Genomic DNA, 15849 nt, shown 5'->3' on the forward strand with positions numbered 1-15849 from the left:
CCATCGTTCGCGAAACCTGGAGATTACGATGGGTAAAAAGCCCCCTTTGCCGATACTTATCACTGGAGGAGGTCGTCGCATCGGCCTCGCCGTCGCATGGCATTTTCTCAATCAAAGACAGCCAGTTATTGTCAGCTATCGGACACATTACCCGGCCATTGATGGCTTATGCGAAGCTGGCGCATTGTGTATCCAGGCTGACTTTTCTACCGATAAAGGCGTGTTAGCCTTTGCCGATGAGGTTAAAAGGCAGACGAACGGTTTGCGCGCCATTGTGCATAATGCCAGTGCCTGGGTTGCAGAAAAGCCGGGCACGCCGCTAACCGAAGTGCTGTCGGCCATGATGCAGATTCATGTCAATACGCCCTACTTACTCAACCACGCCCTGGAAGAGTTGTTACGCGGTCATGGACATGCAGCCAGCGATATTATCCATTTTACGGATTATGTTGTGGAGCGTGGCAGCGACAAGCACATCGCTTATGCTGCCAGTAAAGCGGCGCTGGACAATATGACTCGCTCGTTCGCCCGCAAACTGGCGCCGGAAGTCAAAGTGAATGCGATTGCCCCCTCGCTGATCCTGTTCAACGAGAGTGACAATGCTGAATATCGCCAGCAGGCTCTGAATAAATCACTGATGAAAACGGCGCCCGGTGAAAAAGAAGTCATTGATTTAATTGACTATCTATTGACCAGTTGCTTTGTCACAGGACGTAGTTTTGCCCTTGATGGCGGGCGTCATCTGCGTTAATGCAGTTTAATCCAACAAAAAATCAGCAACCACGCGCTCAGGCTCCAGCACACCACTGACCCGCCGAGCGCGACGGGTAAGCGCATAAAGCCGGTGAAATACCACAGCGAAACGAGGTAGACAAAATAGGGAATAATCGACCACATGCTGAATACAATGGTGGTACGCAACGCCTCGATTCCACGCTCACTGGCCACGATATAATGGGCAATCAACGCGAATGTCGGGAACAGCGGGATTAATCCAGCAATATAGTAATTCTTTGTTTTAGCGAGCAAACCAATCAACACCACCACCAGCGCACCCAGCGCCGCTTTGATAACGAGTCCCATTACCCTGCCTTAACACATCAATAACATCAGTCCCTAGCATAACGGAAGCAATCTTGTTTAGAAAAGATTAATGGAAGGAAAAACGAGGGCGGTGTATGTTGGCGTTTTATATTCAAAATGAACGATATGAACACCATTGTATTTGTTGAAGATGATCCTGAAGTTGGCTCGCTGATTGCCGCCTATCTGGCCCGGCATGACATTGAGGTTATTCTTGAACCTCGTGGTGATTTGGCCGAGGAGAGAATCCTGCAAGTTCAACCCGATCTGGTGTTATTAGATATCATGCTGCCGGGCAAAGACGGGATGACAATCTGCCGCGATTTACGTGGACGCTGGCAGGGTCCGATTGTTCTGCTGACCTCTCTGGACAGCGACATGAACCATATCCTGGCGCTGGAAATGGGGGCCTGCGACTACATCCTTAAAACAACCCCTCCGGCCGTACTGCTTGCGCGGCTACGCCTGCATTTGCGTCAGAGCGAACAATCAGCCCAGTCTAAAGGTATTCAGGCAGCGACCATCACACCGCACACAACGCTACGCTTTGGTACACTCGCTATCGACCCAACCAACCGCTCCGTGCTACTCGGCGGCGAGCAAGTCTCTCTTTCCACCGCCGATTTTGAATTATTGTGGGAGCTTGCGACTCATGCCGGGCAGATTATGGACCGCGATGCGCTGCTGAAGAACCTGCGCGGTGTAAGCTATGACGGTATGGATCGCAGCGTTGATGTGGCGATTTCCCGATTACGTAAAAAACTGCTTGATAACGCCACTGAGCCCTATCGAATCAAAACGGTACGCAACAAAGGTTACCTGTTTGCACCGCACGCCTGGGACGACGAGCCACAGAAATAATGCCATCAGGCCGGTCTCGCGGATCGGCTGGATTTACCACAATACGTTACACTGTCACGAAAAATTGTTTACAGAACAGGCATACAACCGCTATCCGGTTAGTTTCCACATTTTTTGTGTGGCTGCTGACGTCCTCCCTCCCTATAATCCGTTGCGGTCCTGAACCTTATGGTTCAGGTTTATTTCGCAATAACAAAACTCTTTCCGGCATTTCAGGTGCTGAATGAGGCAAGAGGCTACAATATGTTCGTTACGCTCGCGTATATCGCGTTCTTTTTGGTTTGTTCATGGGCAATTTTCAGAATCAACCAAAAAAGTCACTCTCTTTCAAAAAGTGTCTTCATCGCTATTTTTCTTGGTGCCGTTATCGGCTTATCCCTGCATTTCATTGCTGCCGACGACAGTAAAACAGTGATCGGTTGGTATAACGTTATCGGCAATGGCTATGTGAATTTACTAAAGCTGGTTGCGGTTCCGCTGATTTTCATCTCTATTCTCTCAGCCATTAATAAGCTCGAAAATAGTGCAGGCATTGGGAAAATGTCGTTAACCATCGTCGGATGCATGCTCTGCCTGGTAATGATTGCCGGGTTTATTGGGCTACTGACTGCGCATGTATTAGGTCTGGACGCCAGCGCATTTGTTCATATGCAGTCCACGCTGACGGCGGATGATGTGAGTAAAACTGCCGCCATTTCACTACCAAAACTGATGACCTCCCTGATCCCCACGAACATTTTCCTCGATCTAACCGGGGCCAGAAGTGTTTCCGTCATAGGCATTGTTATCTTCACGCTACTTGCCGGCGTGGCATTATTAAAGGTCAAACAAGACGCCCCGCAAGAAGGTGAAAAATTAAGTGCCGGCATTAACGCCATCCAGATTTGGGTGATGAAGATGGTACGTATCGTTATTGCCCTCACCCCTTATGGCGTGATGGCATTAATGGCAGGCGTATTTTCCGCGTATCGACTTGAACAATTTGCCAGTCTGTTAGGCTTTATTGCAGCCTGTTACCTTGCCATTCTGATGATGTTTATCGTCCACGCGCTAATACTGGTGCTGAGTGGCAATAATCCGGTTCACTATTTTAAAACCGTCTGGCCAGTATTAACCTTTGCCTTTGTGTCACGCAGCAGTGCGGCATCTATTCCACTGGCTATTACCGCGCAGGAAAAGTTTGGCGTGCAAAACACCATTGCCAATATTGCGGCCTCATTCGGCTCCAGCATGGGTCAAAACGGCTGCGCCGGGATCTATCCGGCTATTATGGTGGCGATGATTGCGCCAACAATTGGCATTGACCCGCTATCGGTGCATTTTTTGCTCGCCATGCTACCTGCGATTGCGCTGGGTTCCATCGGAGTGGCGGGCGTTGGTGGCGGCGGAACATTTGCTGCGCTGATCGTCCTTTCAACGCTGAACTTCCCTGTCGCGCTGGTGGGGATTTTCATTGCTATCGAGCCTGTCGTTGATATGGCCAGAACGGCACTCAACGTGAATGGTTCGATGATGTCAGGCGTACTGGCTAACAGACTCCTGAAAAAAAGAGCAGAAGAACCGCAACGCGTGAACGCGAATTAACCAGCCTTCCAGTAAGAACTAAGCCTTCCTGTAAACGGAAGGCTTTCTTTTGTGTCAACTGAATGTCAGTCCGTCGTATTTTTTCCAACGGTAATTCACGGCAGAAATAATCCAGCAACAGATAAAAACGCCAATAATCACAAAGCCGACATTGCCCATATGGTCACTCAAATTGCTGACGGTATCCCATAATCCTCCCTGGAGTGAAAATGCGTCAGAGAGAAGTCCCAACGCCTCCAGTCCACCGATAAATAGCGCAACAATCACCGAGGTTCCGGTGATGGTCATATTGTAATAAAGCTTGCGCTGCGGCTTATTAAACGCCCATCCATAGGCCTCAACCATCAGGATGCTGTCAAGGCAATCAATCAGCGCCATCCCGCAGGTAAACAGCGCCGGGAAAACTAATATTGACCAGACCGACATGCCACTGGACGCGCTTGAAGCGGAAATACCCAGCAGAGAAATTTCAGTGGCGGTATCAAAACCCAGACCAAACAGAAAACCGACAAAATACATATGCCAGTCTTTACCTACCAGGCGGAAAGCTGAGCGAAAAATCCAGTTCAAAGGACCTGAAACCGTAATATTTTCCGTGTTACCAGCGTAAGTACCGGTGCGTTTAAGATGGCGAAAAGCCTTCCAGACATGGCAGAAGATAATGAGATTGATAGTGGCCAGAATCAGCAGAAATGCGGCAGAGACCGTGGTACCGATAAGACCGCCGACATTCTGAAACCAGGTCATATGCTGCTTAAAAACGCTGGTGGTCAGCGCAATGCCAATGCTTGCCAGCACCACAATGGTGGAGTGACCAAGGGAAAACCAGGCTCCCGTCGTCAGGGCGCGTTTTTTCTGCTGCATCAGTTTGCGCGTCGCGCTATCTATAGCAGCAATATGGTCGGCATCCACGGCATGGCGCAAACCATAGCACCACGCGATTAGACACAGCGCCAGTAACGACGTGTTGTTGCTAAACGCGGTAAAAGCCCACAGCCACGCCACAATGTTTGCCCCGATGAGTAAAACCATCAACGAAATAATGTTTGGGCGTTTTTTTAATATTGAAAACAATGCGTTCATTGTTTCCAGCCTGTCAAATTTGCGCTAAACAACACACTACACCGCCGTTCACTGATTGATTAATAAAACGTTTACCAGGCTAATGATAACTCTTAAGAATTACCAACCCAGTGTCATAGATCAAAGTTGATTACCACTGATGCGAGTTCCGCCATCGCTCACTCCGCTACGCACAGGGGTATATAGTCGCGTTGTCCCCCTCTTACAAAAACCGGCTTTAACTCCGAAATCAAGAATCAGGCATTGAAGCATTCCGCAGAAGATTAGGGGCCAGAGCACTAATGGGCACATTCTTATGTCTCCGTGTGCCATGCTGATTGTGGTTGTTAAATGAGGAAACGCGATGATTGTTTTATGCAAAGCCTGCGGGACATCCTATGAGAAAACGGATTCTCATCCACAACATTGCGCTATCTGTAATGATGAACGCCAGTATGTCCCCGCGACAGGGCAGAAATGGATCGATTTTTCCGCCCTTTGTGCTTCACATACAAATAAGTGGCAACAACACAACGGCGATCTTCTCAGCATCCGCACCGTTCCGGATTTTGCGATTAACCAGCGGGCATTTATTCTACGTACTCCCGGGGGCAATATTCTGTGGGACTGTATTGCTACGCTCGATGATGCCACGAAAATGCTAATAGCGTCTCTGGGCGGGCTTAAGGCTATTGCGATATCACACCCTCACTACTACACAACGATGCAGGACTGGGCTGCAGAATTTAATGCTCCGATTTACCTCCATGCCAGTGATAGCGAGTGGGTGATGCGCGACAGCCCGTGGATTAGATTTTGGCAAGGCGACACCCTTGAACTCGCCCAGGACGTCAGTGTGATACGACTGGGGGGACACTTTTCCAGTGGCTGTGTTTTGCACTGGGCACGAAATGAAGGCCTGGTGCTTTCCGGCGACATCGTTCAGGTCACACCAGGGACGCATGCCGTCTCCTTTATGTGGAGTTACCCCAATATGCTGCCGCTGCCAGCCGCAACGGTCAGCGACATCACTCACCGCCTGAGTACGGTAAAATTTAAACAACTCTACGGCGCATTTGAGGGAAAAGATATTAAGGACAATGCCGATGAAATCGTACGCCGTTCAGGCAAAAAGTATATCTCCTGCCTTAGATAATCGGGCCGTTCACTCTCTCCCTCACTCAGGAAGATGAAAATGGATAGAACTGATAAACCGCCCCCATCAACGAGAGACTGACTATCACGCTAATAATAAAATAGGTTTTGAATGGCTGCTTTTGTGTTTTATGGCGGAAAATTTGTTGACCCGCTATCGCGCCCCCCCACCCGCCAACAACACCAAACATCAGCAAAGTAGACTCAGGCACCCTGCGCCAGGCCTTACGAGCGGCCATTTTGTCGAGGCCATATAGCGCCATCGTCAGTATATTGGCAACTATTAGCCACATAACCACAGGTTGTGCGGTGAAAATACAGCCTATTGCTGCGAAAATGAGTAGCAAATAACAACAACGATTGAAATTCATATTTTTATATCACAACAATTTTGAGAGTATCAGTACGCATTATATTGCGTATTCGGTGATTTTATATGAAGAAGCTGTTTGTACAGTTTTATCTCCTGCTATTTGTCTGCTTTCTGGTGATGACCTTGCTGGTCGGCCTTGTATACAAATTCACCGCAGAACGCGCGGGCAGACAGTCGCTCGACGATTTAATGAAAAGCTCGTTGTACCTGATGCGCAGTGAACTGCGCGAGATCCCACCACGTGACTGGGGTAAGACGCTAAAGGAGATGGATTTGAACCTCTCTTTTGATCTGCGCGTTGAACCGCTGAATAAATACACGCTGGATGCCCCAACCATGCAGCGCCTGCGCGAAGGCGATATTGTCGCGCTTGACGATCAGTACACTTTTATTCAACGAATCCCGCGCAGCCATTACGTGCTGGCCGTCGGCCCGGTACCCTATCTCTATTTTCTGCATCAAATGCGCTTGCTGGACATCGCGCTGATGGCGTTCATTGCCATTTCGCTGGCCTTCCCGGTCTTTATCTGGATGCGCCCCCACTGGCAGGAAATGCTCCGACTGGAAGCCGCAGCACAACGTTTTGGTGAGGGACATCTGGGCGAACGCCTCCATTTTGATAACGGTTCCAGTTTTGAGCGTCTTGGTGTGGCGTTTAACCAGATGGCGGACAATATCAATGCGCTGATCGCCAGTAAAAAACAGCTTATTGATGGTATTGCCCATGAGCTTCGGACTCCACTGGTACGCTTACGTTACCGACTGGAGATGAGTGAGAACCTCACCGAGCAAGAATCTCAGGCACTGAATCGTGATATCGGCCAGTTGGAAGCGTTGATCGAAGAGTTACTGACCTACGCCCGGTTGGATCGCCCACAAAATGAATTGAAGCTTAGCGTACCCGACCTGCCCCTTTGGCTGACAACCCATCTTGAGGATGTGCAAAGCGTCAATCCTGACCATGAGGTGCGGCTACGCCATCTTCAGAGTGGCGACTACGGCGCGCTGGATATGCGCCTGATGGAGCGTGTGCTGGATAATCTGCTGAATAACGCCCTGCGCTATTGCCAGTCGACGGTACAAGCCAGTCTGCAGCTGGACGGCAACCAGGCGACACTGATCGTGGAAGACGACGGTCCGGGTATCGCACCTGCGGCGCGTGAACAAGTTTTTGAGCCATTTGTACGCCTCGATCCCAGTCGTGACCGGGCGACCGGTGGTTGCGGACTTGGGTTAGCCATCGTCCACTCGATCGCATTGGCTATGGGCGGTACGGTCGTTTGCGATGAAAGTGAACTGGGCGGGGCTCGTTTTTCTTTCAGTTGGCCCGTCTGGCATAACATTCCTGAATTTCCCTCTGCCTGACCCATGCCGCTCGGTGGTCAGGCGGCAAATGTTGTGCTATAAAAAAGTATGTTGTAACTAAAATGGTAAAACACATGGCCCGTTACGATCTCGTTGACCGTCTGAACAGCACCTTCCGCCAGATGGAACAGGAACTGGCGCTTCTGAGCGAAAATTTGTTGCAGCAGACGCTGCTGATTGCGCGCGTGTTCTCGCTACCAGAAGTCGTCAAGGAGGCAGAACATGCCCCTTTGCAGAGCATCGATGTAAAACAACATTTAGGCAAAGAGGCTGAATCGCTGGCACTGCGTCACTATCGCCATCTGTTTATTCAGCAGCAATCTGAGAACCGCAGCAGCAAAGCGGCCGTCCGTCTTCCTGGCGTGTTGTGCTATCAGGTGGATAACGCGGCGCAGCGCGCTCTGGAAGAACAAATTCAGCGTATTAACCAGTTGAAAACGACGTTTGAACGCATTGTCACTGTGGAATCGGGACTGGCGCCGGCGGCACGTTTCGAATGGGTGCATCGCCACTTGCCGGGACTGATTACGTTGAATGCCTATCGTACTCTCACGCTGGTGAAAGAACCCGCCACCCTGCGCTTTGGCTGGGCTAACAAACACATCATTAAAAACCTGAAGCGCGATGAAGTCCTGCAGCAACTGGAAAAGAGTCTGACGTCGCCGCGCAGCGTACACCCATGGACGCGTGAAGAGTGGCAGGCGAAGCTGGAGCGGGAATATCAGGACATCGCAGCCCTGCCACAGCAGGCAAAACTGAAGATTAAAAGACCGGTGAAAGTGCAGCCCATCGCCCGCGTCTGGTACAAAGGAGAGCAAAAACAGGTGCAATACGCCTGCCCGACGCCGCTGATTGCGCTAATCAACAACAACAACGGTATGACCGTACCCGATATCGGCGAGTTACTGAATTACGATGCCGACAACGTTCAGCATCGTTTTAAACCTCAGGCGCAGCCGTTGAGATTGATTATTCCCCGACTGCACCTGTACGTTGCTGATTAACTGCCCGGTCGCATGCTGCCAACCATCAGTTCCGGTCGTACCCAACTGTCGAACTCCGCTTCGGTTAAATATCCCAGCGCCAGGGCTGATGCTTTTAACGTCAGCCCTTCCTTGTGCGCCTTTTTGGCTATCTCAGCGGCTTTGTCGTAACCGATATGGGTATTGAGTGCGGTAACCAGCATCAGCGACTCGTTGAGTAACTGGTCGATTCGCTCACGATTGGGTTCAATACCCGTCGCGCAATGCTCGTTAAAGCTTTCCATCCCGTCCGCCAGCAAACGCACTGATTGCAGGAAGTTGTGAATAACCATCGGTCGATAAACGTTAAGTTCAAAGTTACCTGACGCCCCGCCCATATTAATGGCAACATCATTGCCCATCACCTGGCAACAAAGCATGGTCAGCGCCTCACACTGAGTCGGATTGACTTTACCCGGCATAATGGAGCTACCCGGTTCGTTTTCAGGAATTGAAATTTCACCAATACCACAACGCGGACCGGATGCCAGCCAACGCACATCGTTGGCGATTTTCATCAGTGACGCCGCCAGCCCCTTGAGCGCTCCGTGGGCGTGAACCAACGCATCGCAGGTCGCCAGTGCTTCAAATTTATTCGGTGCAGTAACAAACGGCGCGCAGGTAATGACCTTCAACTCATCCGCGACCCGACGCGCATATTCAGGATGGGTGTTCAGTCCGGTTCCCACCGCCGTTCCCCCCAACGCCAGTTCCGCCACATGGGGTAAACTGTTTTCAATGTGTCTGAGGTTATGTTCGAGCATTGCCACCCAGCCGGAAATTTCCTGCCCAAGCGTAAGCGGGGTCGCATCTTGCAGATGCGTCCGGCCAATTTTGACGATATCGGCAAACGCGTGGGATTTATCACTGAGCGTTTTGGTCAACACCGTTAATTGCGGGATCAGTGACTTGCGCAGCGCCAGCAGCGCGGCAACATGCATCGCTGTCGGAAAGACATCATTCGAGCTTTGGCTTTTATTAACATCGTCGTTGGGGTGAACTTTTCGCTCCATTCCCCGCACGCCGCCCAGCAATTCGCTGGCACGGTTTGCCAGCACCTCATTCATATTCATATTGCTTTGCGTGCCGGACCCCGTCTGCCAAATGGCCAACGGAAACTCATCCCGATGTTTGTCCGCCAATACCTCATCTGCGGCCTGCATAATCGCGGTGGCTTTATCTTCCGCCAGCAGCCCGAGATCTAAATTAACCTTGGCAGCCGCCCGTTTCGTCAGCGCCAGCGCATGGATCAGCAAGACCGGCATTTTCTCCGTAGAGATACGAAAATGCTCCAGCGAACGTTGGGTTTGCGCCCCCCAAAGCTTATCGGCAGGAACATCAATTGCGCCCATTGAATCATTCTCGCGGCGTACCGTTACCATTACCTGCTCCTTACATTAAGAATTGATTAGGTTATGTTTCGACATTGCCCACTTGCATTGGTCTTATCAGTATTAACGAGGATTAAACTGTCGTTTGGTGGTTCGTGCGGAAAAAAAACCGCCCCTAAGGGCGGCTGACGTTACTTAACGCAGCGTGCGCACTGCGACGTCTGAATTTGCTTGAAGAAATCATTACCTTTGTCATCCACCAGGATAAACGCTGGGAAATCTTCCACTTCAATTTTCCAGATGGCTTCCATCCCCAGTTCAGGATATTCCACGCATTCCAGACTCTTGATACTGCCCTGGGCAAGCACCGCTGCGGGGCCGCCAATGCTACCTAAGTAGAAGCCGCCGTGCTTATGGCAGGCATCGGTCACCTGCTGGCTGCGGTTGCCTTTCGCCAGCATGATCATACTGCCGCCCGCGGCCTGAAGCTGGTCGACATATGAATCCATACGTCCGGCTGTAGTTGGGCCAAGTGAACCAGAGGCATAGCCTTCCGGCGTTTTTGCCGGACCGGCGTAATAGATCGGGTGATCTTTAACATATTGCGGCAAACTTTCACCGTTATCCAGACGTTCTTTCAGTTTCGCATGCGCAATATCACGACCAACAATAATGGTTCCGTTAAGTGACAGACGCGTGGACACCGGGTACTGCGACAACTGGGCCAGGATCTCTTTCATCGGCCGATTGAGGTCAACGCGCACCGCTTCGCCTTCGCCCGCCTGGCGCAGCTCTTCTGGGATATATTTACCCGGATTATGCTCCAGTTTTTCGATCCAAATGCCTTCACGGTTGATCTTAGCTTTGATATTTCGATCGGCTGAGCAAGAAACGCCCATACCAACCGGACACGACGCGCCGTGACGCGGCAGACGGATCACGCGGATATCATGAGCGAAGTACTTCCCGCCAAACTGCGCGCCCAGCCCCAAATTCTGCGCTTCTACCAACAGCTCTTTTTCCAGCTCCACATCGCGGAATGCCTGACCATGCTCGTTACCTTCGGTCGGCAGTTCGTCGTAGTATTTCGCCGAAGCCAACTTGACGGTTTTCAGCGTCGCTTCCGCCGACGTTCCACCAATCACAAACGCGATATGATACGGCGGACAAGCCGCTGTTCCCAGCGTACGCATCTTCTCGACCAGGTAATTTTTTAATTTGCCCGGCGTGAGCAGCGCTTTGGTTTCCTGGTACAGATAGGTTTTGTTTGCCGAACCACCGCCTTTAGCAATACACAAGAATTTGTATTCATCGCCGTCAACGGTATACAGATCGATCTGCGCCGGCAGGTTAGTGCCAGTGTTCACTTCTTTATACATATCCAGCGCGGCGTTTTGCGAATAGCGCAGGTTGTCTTCGATGTAGGTGTTATAGACCCCTCGTGCCAGTGCCGCTTCATCTCCGCCGCCGGTCCAGACACGCTGACCTTTTTTACCCACGATTATCGCTGTGCCGGTATCCTGACAGGTCGGCAAAATACCTTTCGCCGCGATGTCGGAGTTACGCAGGAATTGCAGGGCCACATATTTGTCGTTTTCGCTGGCCTCAGGGTCACGCAGGATATCAGCAACCTGCTGCTGATGCGCAGGACGCAGCATAAACGACGCATCATGAAAAGCCTGACGAGCCAGCAGAGTTAGCGCTTGCGGCGCGACTTTAATAACCTCCTGCCCTTCGAATTCGGCAACGGAGACATAGTCGCTGGTCAGCAGATAGTATTCGGTATCATCCTTTTTAAGCGGGAAAGGATGCTGATAATGAAAGGGTTTGTTTGACATTGTGCTCTCACTTACTGCTAGGTCTGGTTATTCTCTGGGCAGATGTTCCATTGCCCTGCTTCCCTGCCGTAAGTCGGGTTGGAGAAAGCAAGGCTTTCTGCAACCGGAAATACTCAGGGTATTAAAAGCGAGTCACCATATCCTACACAATTTTTTAACAAAAACTGAGACAAGTACGACTTTTTACATGCGCAGGTTACTTCCCTCAGGGTTTCTTGGTTTAATAGCCAGAGAAAATTCCACATTCAAACAGGGCTTGAGAATGCAAAAACTCATCAACTCAGTGCAGAACTACGCCTGGGGAAGTAAAACTGCGTTAACGGAACTTTATGGGATTGCCAACCCAACTCAGCAACCGATGGCTGAACTTTGGATGGGGGCGCACCCAAAAAGCAGTTCGCAGGTTCAGAGCGCTGATGGTCAGACGGTTGCTTTGCGCGACGTTATTGAACGCGATAAATCCGCGCTATTAGGTGATGCCGTTGCCAAACGCTTCGGTGAACTGCCCTTCCTGTTTAAAGTGCTCTGCGCCGCGCAACCCCTTTCGATTCAGGTTCATCCTAACAAGCACAATTCTGAAATCGGGTATGCCAAAGAAAACGCCGCCGGGATCCCAATGGATGCCGCCGAGCGCAACTACAAAGATCCTAACCACAAACCAGAACTGGTTTTTGCTTTGACGCCTTTCCTGGCAATGAACGCATTTCGTGAGTTCTCCGAAATTGTTGCGTTATTACAACCCGTTTCGGCCGCGCATCCGGCTATTGCGCATTTCCTGCAGGAGCCGAGCGCAGAGCGTCTGAGCTATCTATTCGCCAGTTTGCTCAATATGCAGGATGAGGAGAAATCCCATGCGCTGGCGATCCTGAAATCGGCGCTGAACAGCCAGCAGGGTGAACCCTGGCAAACCATCCGCCTGATCGCCGACTTCTACCCTAACGACAGCGGACTCTTTTCCCCACTGCTGCTCAACGTGGTTAAACTCAATCCCGGCGAGGCCATGTTCTTGTTTGCTGAAACCCCGCACGCCTACCTGCAGGGTGTGGCGCTGGAGGTGATGGCGAACTCAGATAACGTGCTGCGCGCCGGACTGACGCCAAAATATATTGATATCCCGGAACTGGTCGCCAACGTTAAATTTGTCGCTAAACCTGCAAACCGGTTGCTGACCACACCAGTTAAAACAGATGGCGAACTGGACTTCCCCATTCCGGTCGACGATTTCGCCTTCTCACTACATGAGTTAACGGCCACTGGTGCAGAGATCGGCCAGCAAAGCGCCGCAATTCTGTTCTGCATTGAGGGTGAAGCCGTGTTGAGCAAAGGTGAGCAACGTCTGGTACTGCAGCCGGGTGAGTCGGCCTTTATTAGTGCGAATGAATCGCCGGTAAACGTCAGCGGCAAGGGCCGTTTAGCTCGGGTTTATAACAAGCTGTAGCAAGATACTGATATTTTTAACAACTCTTGCTAAGCTGTAGTGAGTTAAAGACAAGTCACTCCTCCAGGCGTCTTCAAACGCCTGGTTTTATTTTATGGATATCAAAATGAAAAAATCGCTGGTAGCTGCGGGTGTAGTGGTTGCACTGGGTATCGTCTGGACGGGCGGCGCCTGGTACACAGGTAAAAAACTCGAAACGCATCTCGCCGAGATGGTGACACAGGCAAACAATCAGTTGAAACGCTACTCCCCTGAGGCGGGAATTGAACTGAGTTATCAAAACTATCAGCGCGGCGTGTTCAATAGCCAACTGCAACTGGTGGTTAAACCCATCACCGGGCAGCAAGATTCCTGGCTGAAGCCGGGGCAAAGCATCGTCCTTAATGAAACGGTTGATCACGGTCCTTTCCCGCTGGCACAGCTGAAGTCGCTGAATCTGGTCCCCGCCATGGCCTCGGTGAAAACAACGTTGGTGAATAACGACGTCACCAAACCACTGTTCGACATTGCCAAAGGTGAAACGCCATTCATCATTAACTCCCGTATCGGTTACAGCGGCGATACCCGCTCCGATCTCTCCCTCAAACCGCTGAACTACGAGAATGGCGATGAAAAAGTGGCCTTCAGCGGCGGGGAATTCCAGTTTACGGCTGACAAAGACGGTAATGCGGTTTCGCTGACTGGCGATGCGCAAAGTGGTCTGGTTAATGCGGTCAATGAGTACAACCAGAAGGTACAAATTACCTTCAATAACCTGAAAACTGAAGGTTCCAGCAGTATCGCCAGCTTTGGTGAGCGTATTGGCGACCAGAAGTTGTCACTCGAAAAACTGTCAATTTCAGTCGAGGGTAAAGAGCTGGCGGTTCTGGAAGGCATGGGTATCGATGGTAAATCCGATCTGATCAACGAGGGTAAAACCGTCAACAGCCAGCTGGATTACACTCTGAACAGCCTTAAACTGCAGGGCCAGGATATGGGTAGCGGCAAACTGACGCTGAAAGTGGGTCAGATTGATGGTGAAGCCCTGCACCAGTTCAGTCAGCAGTATAGCGCCCAGACCAAGGCGTTGATGTCACAGGTGGATGTGGTGCAAAACCCGGAGCTATATCAGCAGAAAGTCACCGAAGCCTTCTTTAATGCCCTGCCGATTCTGATGAAAGGCGAACCGGTTATCACCATTGCGCCACTGAGCTGGAAAAATGCGAAAGGTGAAACCGCCTTTAATCTGTCTCTACTGCTGAAAGATCCGACCGCAAACACCGTGGAGCCGCAAACGCTGGCCCAGGAAGTGGATCGCTCCGTCAAATCACTGGACGCTAAGCTGACGATCCCTGTCGACATGGCGACTGAATTCATGACGCAGATTGCCAAACTGGAAGGATATCAGCAGGAAGAAGCGGCGGGTCTGGCGAAACAGCAGGTTAATGGTCTCGCGGCGATGGGTCAGATGTTCCGTATTACGACGCTGCAGGACAACGTTATCGGTTCCAGCCTGCAATATGCGAACGGTCAGGTAACACTTAACGGACAGAAAATGTCGCTGGATGAGTTTGTTGGCATGTTCGGTATGCCTGCCTTTGCTGAGCCGGACGCGCCTGCTGCCCCGCAACAGTAAATATCCCTTACGACAGGCCCGATAACATTGCTTATCGGGCTTTTTTTATTTCGCGACGACCAGTCGGGCGGCAAGCGTCAGATTGCGCGAATGGCTTTCATCGTGGCCAATGCGTTGTAGCATGCGTTCCGCAAGGGTGTATCCCATTTCACGGGCAGGCGTGCAGGCCCAAATGATGGGAATGTCATCCAGCGCGCTTTCCGCCACATCGGCAAATCCGGCCAAGGATATTTGCTGTTCAAAGTAGCGATCCACGCCTGTTTCACCACTCTGTCGCCCTGCTCTCATCAGGCCAAACCAGGCGCCTACGGCAATGGTTTCGTTGTAGCACACCACCGCACTGATTGTGGGATTCCGGCGTAACAGCGCCGTCACCTCTTCCGCGGCCTGCTTTTGGCTGGATGAACACTCCAGCACCCAGTCGCTATGAAACGGCAAACCATACTTTAACAATGTCGCGCAATAGCCGCCGACGCGCTCTGCCCGGGTTAATGAAGAGCTTTGCCCGCCCAGCCAGGCAATGCGCTGATGCCCATGACGTATCAGTTGTTCAACCAGAAGTTGCGCGGCCTGCATGTTATCAGGTCTGACGGTGTCAACGTCATCCATATAGCTGGCGCGTGACGCAAACACCACCGGGATCCCTTTCTCAGCGGCCAGTTGCTGTAGCGCGTCACTGCTGCCTGCGGCCCCGGCGATCACCACGCCATCAACCCCTTGATTAAGTAACAGGGTGAAGCGCTGTGTCAGCTGTTCGCCGTCTTTACCGCCATGCAGTAAGAAGACCATGCGCCCCTGAGCTTCTAATGCTTCCGTCAGCCCCGCCGTTAGCTCGGCGTAAAACGGCGTAGAAAGATCGCGCACGATCAACCCCACTACCCCGCTCTGCCCACCGCGCAGGGCTGATGCTTGTCGATTACGCACAAACCCCAGTTGCTCAATGGCAGCATTTACCCGTTCACCGGTTGCTGATGAAATACGTCCTTTGCCACTGAGTACCAATGAGACGGTACTGACCGAAACACCCGCAGCCAGCGCAACATCATGGATCGTTATTTTTTTGGCTATAGCCATAAAAACAGAAAACTCCCTGATAACGTGACGGATAAAACGTTTTATCAA

The 15849-nt window shown here is 51.3% G+C and carries 14 protein-coding genes; 8 read left to right on the forward strand and 6 right to left on the reverse strand.

Translation table 11 applies throughout. The annotated features are described in order from the left end of the window. The first annotated feature begins 28 nt into the window (after positions 1 to 28). Positions 29 to 751 (forward strand): dihydromonapterin reductase, encoded by a 723-nt coding sequence (gene folM / locus ICA20_RS13295; RefSeq protein ID WP_038640466.1) that lies wholly within the window; start codon positions 29 to 31, stop codon positions 749 to 751. On the opposite strand, the gene ICA20_RS13300 is transcribed toward folM, so the two are convergent. Next, positions 748 to 1083 (reverse strand): GlpM family protein, encoded by a 336-nt coding sequence (locus tag ICA20_RS13300; RefSeq protein WP_032939759.1) that lies wholly within the window; start codon positions 1081 to 1083, stop codon positions 748 to 750. The genes folM and ICA20_RS13300 overlap by 4 nt on opposite strands. A 126-nt stretch (positions 1084 to 1209) precedes the next feature. Here ICA20_RS13300 and rstA point away from each other — a divergent pair, with 126 nt between their 5' ends. Then, positions 1210 to 1944: a two-component system response regulator RstA gene (gene rstA, locus ICA20_RS13305; protein WP_179957930.1), complete on the forward strand. Its 735-nt coding sequence runs from the start codon at positions 1210 to 1212 to the stop codon at positions 1942 to 1944. Positions 1945 to 2187: 243 nt separating this feature from the next. After that, complete coding sequence (locus tag ICA20_RS13310; protein ID WP_038640462.1) at positions 2188 to 3528, forward strand: L-cystine transporter; 1341 nt, start codon at positions 2188 to 2190, stop codon at positions 3526 to 3528. 54 nt (positions 3529 to 3582) lie between these two features. Here the strand turns inward: ICA20_RS13310 and ICA20_RS13315 are convergent, their stop codons facing one another. Next, complete coding sequence (locus ICA20_RS13315) at positions 3583 to 4611, reverse strand: HoxN/HupN/NixA family nickel/cobalt transporter (protein WP_038640460.1); 1029 nt, start codon at positions 4609 to 4611, stop codon at positions 3583 to 3585. Positions 4612 to 4954: 343 nt separating this feature from the next. Between ICA20_RS13315 and ICA20_RS13320 the strand changes: the two genes are divergently transcribed. Then, the gene (locus tag ICA20_RS13320; RefSeq protein ID WP_038640459.1) at positions 4955 to 5746 is read left to right on the forward strand and encodes an MBL fold metallo-hydrolase; all 792 of its coding nucleotides are present in this window, start codon (positions 4955 to 4957) and stop codon (positions 5744 to 5746) included. Positions 5747 to 5771: 25 nt separating this feature from the next. Here the strand turns inward: ICA20_RS13320 and ICA20_RS13325 are convergent, their stop codons facing one another. Continuing rightward, a complete protein-coding gene (locus ICA20_RS13325) occupies positions 5772 to 6116 on the reverse strand; it encodes a DUF1294 domain-containing protein (protein WP_038640457.1) in 345 nt (114 codons plus the stop codon). Positions 6117 to 6181: 65 nt separating this feature from the next. Between ICA20_RS13325 and rstB the strand changes: the two genes are divergently transcribed. Next, positions 6182 to 7483: a two-component system sensor histidine kinase RstB gene (gene rstB, locus ICA20_RS13330; RefSeq protein ID WP_038640455.1), complete on the forward strand. Its 1302-nt coding sequence runs from the start codon at positions 6182 to 6184 to the stop codon at positions 7481 to 7483. Positions 7484 to 7557: 74 nt separating this feature from the next. Continuing rightward, a complete protein-coding gene (tus, locus tag ICA20_RS13335; protein ID WP_038640452.1) occupies positions 7558 to 8487 on the forward strand; it encodes a DNA replication terminus site-binding protein in 930 nt (309 codons plus the stop codon). Here tus and fumC read toward each other — a convergent pair. Together fumC and fumB are read right to left on the reverse strand one after the other, a co-directional pair. Next, the gene (fumC, locus tag ICA20_RS13340) at positions 8484 to 9887 is read right to left on the reverse strand and encodes a class II fumarate hydratase (RefSeq protein WP_038640450.1); all 1404 of its coding nucleotides are present in this window, start codon (positions 9885 to 9887) and stop codon (positions 8484 to 8486) included. The genes tus and fumC overlap by 4 nt on opposite strands. 140 nt (positions 9888 to 10027) lie before the next feature. Next, the gene (gene fumB / locus ICA20_RS13345) at positions 10028 to 11674 is read right to left on the reverse strand and encodes a class I fumarate hydratase (RefSeq protein WP_038640448.1); all 1647 of its coding nucleotides are present in this window, start codon (positions 11672 to 11674) and stop codon (positions 10028 to 10030) included. A 262-nt stretch (positions 11675 to 11936) separates the two neighbouring features. Between fumB and manA the strand changes: the two genes are divergently transcribed. Beyond that, entirely contained in the window at positions 11937 to 13112 is a 1176-nt protein-coding gene (gene manA / locus ICA20_RS13350) for a mannose-6-phosphate isomerase (RefSeq protein WP_038640446.1), read from the forward strand. Between the two features lie 106 nt (positions 13113 to 13218). Continuing rightward, on the forward strand, positions 13219 to 14727 hold the full coding sequence (locus ICA20_RS13355; RefSeq protein ID WP_038643152.1) for a YdgA family protein: 1509 nt from the start codon (positions 13219 to 13221) through the stop codon (positions 14725 to 14727). A gap of 45 nt (positions 14728 to 14772) precedes the next feature. On the opposite strand, the gene ICA20_RS13360 is transcribed toward ICA20_RS13355, so the two are convergent. Beyond that, a complete protein-coding gene (locus ICA20_RS13360) occupies positions 14773 to 15801 on the reverse strand; it encodes a Mal regulon transcriptional regulator MalI (RefSeq protein WP_038640443.1) in 1029 nt (342 codons plus the stop codon). Between the last annotated feature and the right edge of the window lie 48 nt (positions 15802 to 15849).

It is taken from the genome of Citrobacter sp. C5_2 (assembly GCF_014596845.2).
Taxonomy (GTDB): Bacteria; Pseudomonadota; Gammaproteobacteria; order Enterobacterales; family Enterobacteriaceae; genus Citrobacter; species Citrobacter werkmanii.

What these genes read in the sequence shown, in the direction of transcription:
- manA (WP_038640446.1), top strand. Translation starts at nt 11,937, where the DNA reads ATGCAAAAACTCATCAACTCAGTGCAGAACTACGCCTGGGGAAGTAAA.
- ICA20_RS13315 (WP_038640460.1), bottom strand. Translation starts at nt 4,611, where the DNA reads ATGAACGCATTGTTTTCAATATTAAAAAAACGCCCAAACATTATTTCG.
- ICA20_RS13310 (WP_038640462.1), top strand. Translation starts at nt 2,188, where the DNA reads ATGTTCGTTACGCTCGCGTATATCGCGTTCTTTTTGGTTTGTTCATGG.
- fumC (WP_038640450.1), bottom strand. Translation starts at nt 9,887, where the DNA reads ATGGTAACGGTACGCCGCGAGAATGATTCAATGGGCGCAATTGATGTT.
- ICA20_RS13300 (WP_032939759.1), bottom strand. Translation starts at nt 1,083, where the DNA reads ATGGGACTCGTTATCAAAGCGGCGCTGGGTGCGCTGGTGGTGGTGTTG.
- ICA20_RS13325 (WP_038640457.1), bottom strand. Translation starts at nt 6,116, where the DNA reads ATGAATTTCAATCGTTGTTGTTATTTGCTACTCATTTTCGCAGCAATA.
- fumB (WP_038640448.1), bottom strand. Translation starts at nt 11,674, where the DNA reads ATGTCAAACAAACCCTTTCATTATCAGCATCCTTTCCCGCTTAAAAAG.
- ICA20_RS13320 (WP_038640459.1), top strand. Translation starts at nt 4,955, where the DNA reads ATGATTGTTTTATGCAAAGCCTGCGGGACATCCTATGAGAAAACGGAT.
- tus (WP_038640452.1), top strand. Translation starts at nt 7,558, where the DNA reads ATGGCCCGTTACGATCTCGTTGACCGTCTGAACAGCACCTTCCGCCAG.
- ICA20_RS13360 (WP_038640443.1), bottom strand. Translation starts at nt 15,801, where the DNA reads ATGGCTATAGCCAAAAAAATAACGATCCATGATGTTGCGCTGGCTGCG.
- folM (WP_038640466.1), top strand. Translation starts at nt 29, where the DNA reads ATGGGTAAAAAGCCCCCTTTGCCGATACTTATCACTGGAGGAGGTCGT.
- rstB (WP_038640455.1), top strand. Translation starts at nt 6,182, where the DNA reads ATGAAGAAGCTGTTTGTACAGTTTTATCTCCTGCTATTTGTCTGCTTT.
- ICA20_RS13355 (WP_038643152.1), top strand. Translation starts at nt 13,219, where the DNA reads ATGAAAAAATCGCTGGTAGCTGCGGGTGTAGTGGTTGCACTGGGTATC.
- rstA (WP_179957930.1), top strand. Translation starts at nt 1,210, where the DNA reads ATGAACACCATTGTATTTGTTGAAGATGATCCTGAAGTTGGCTCGCTG.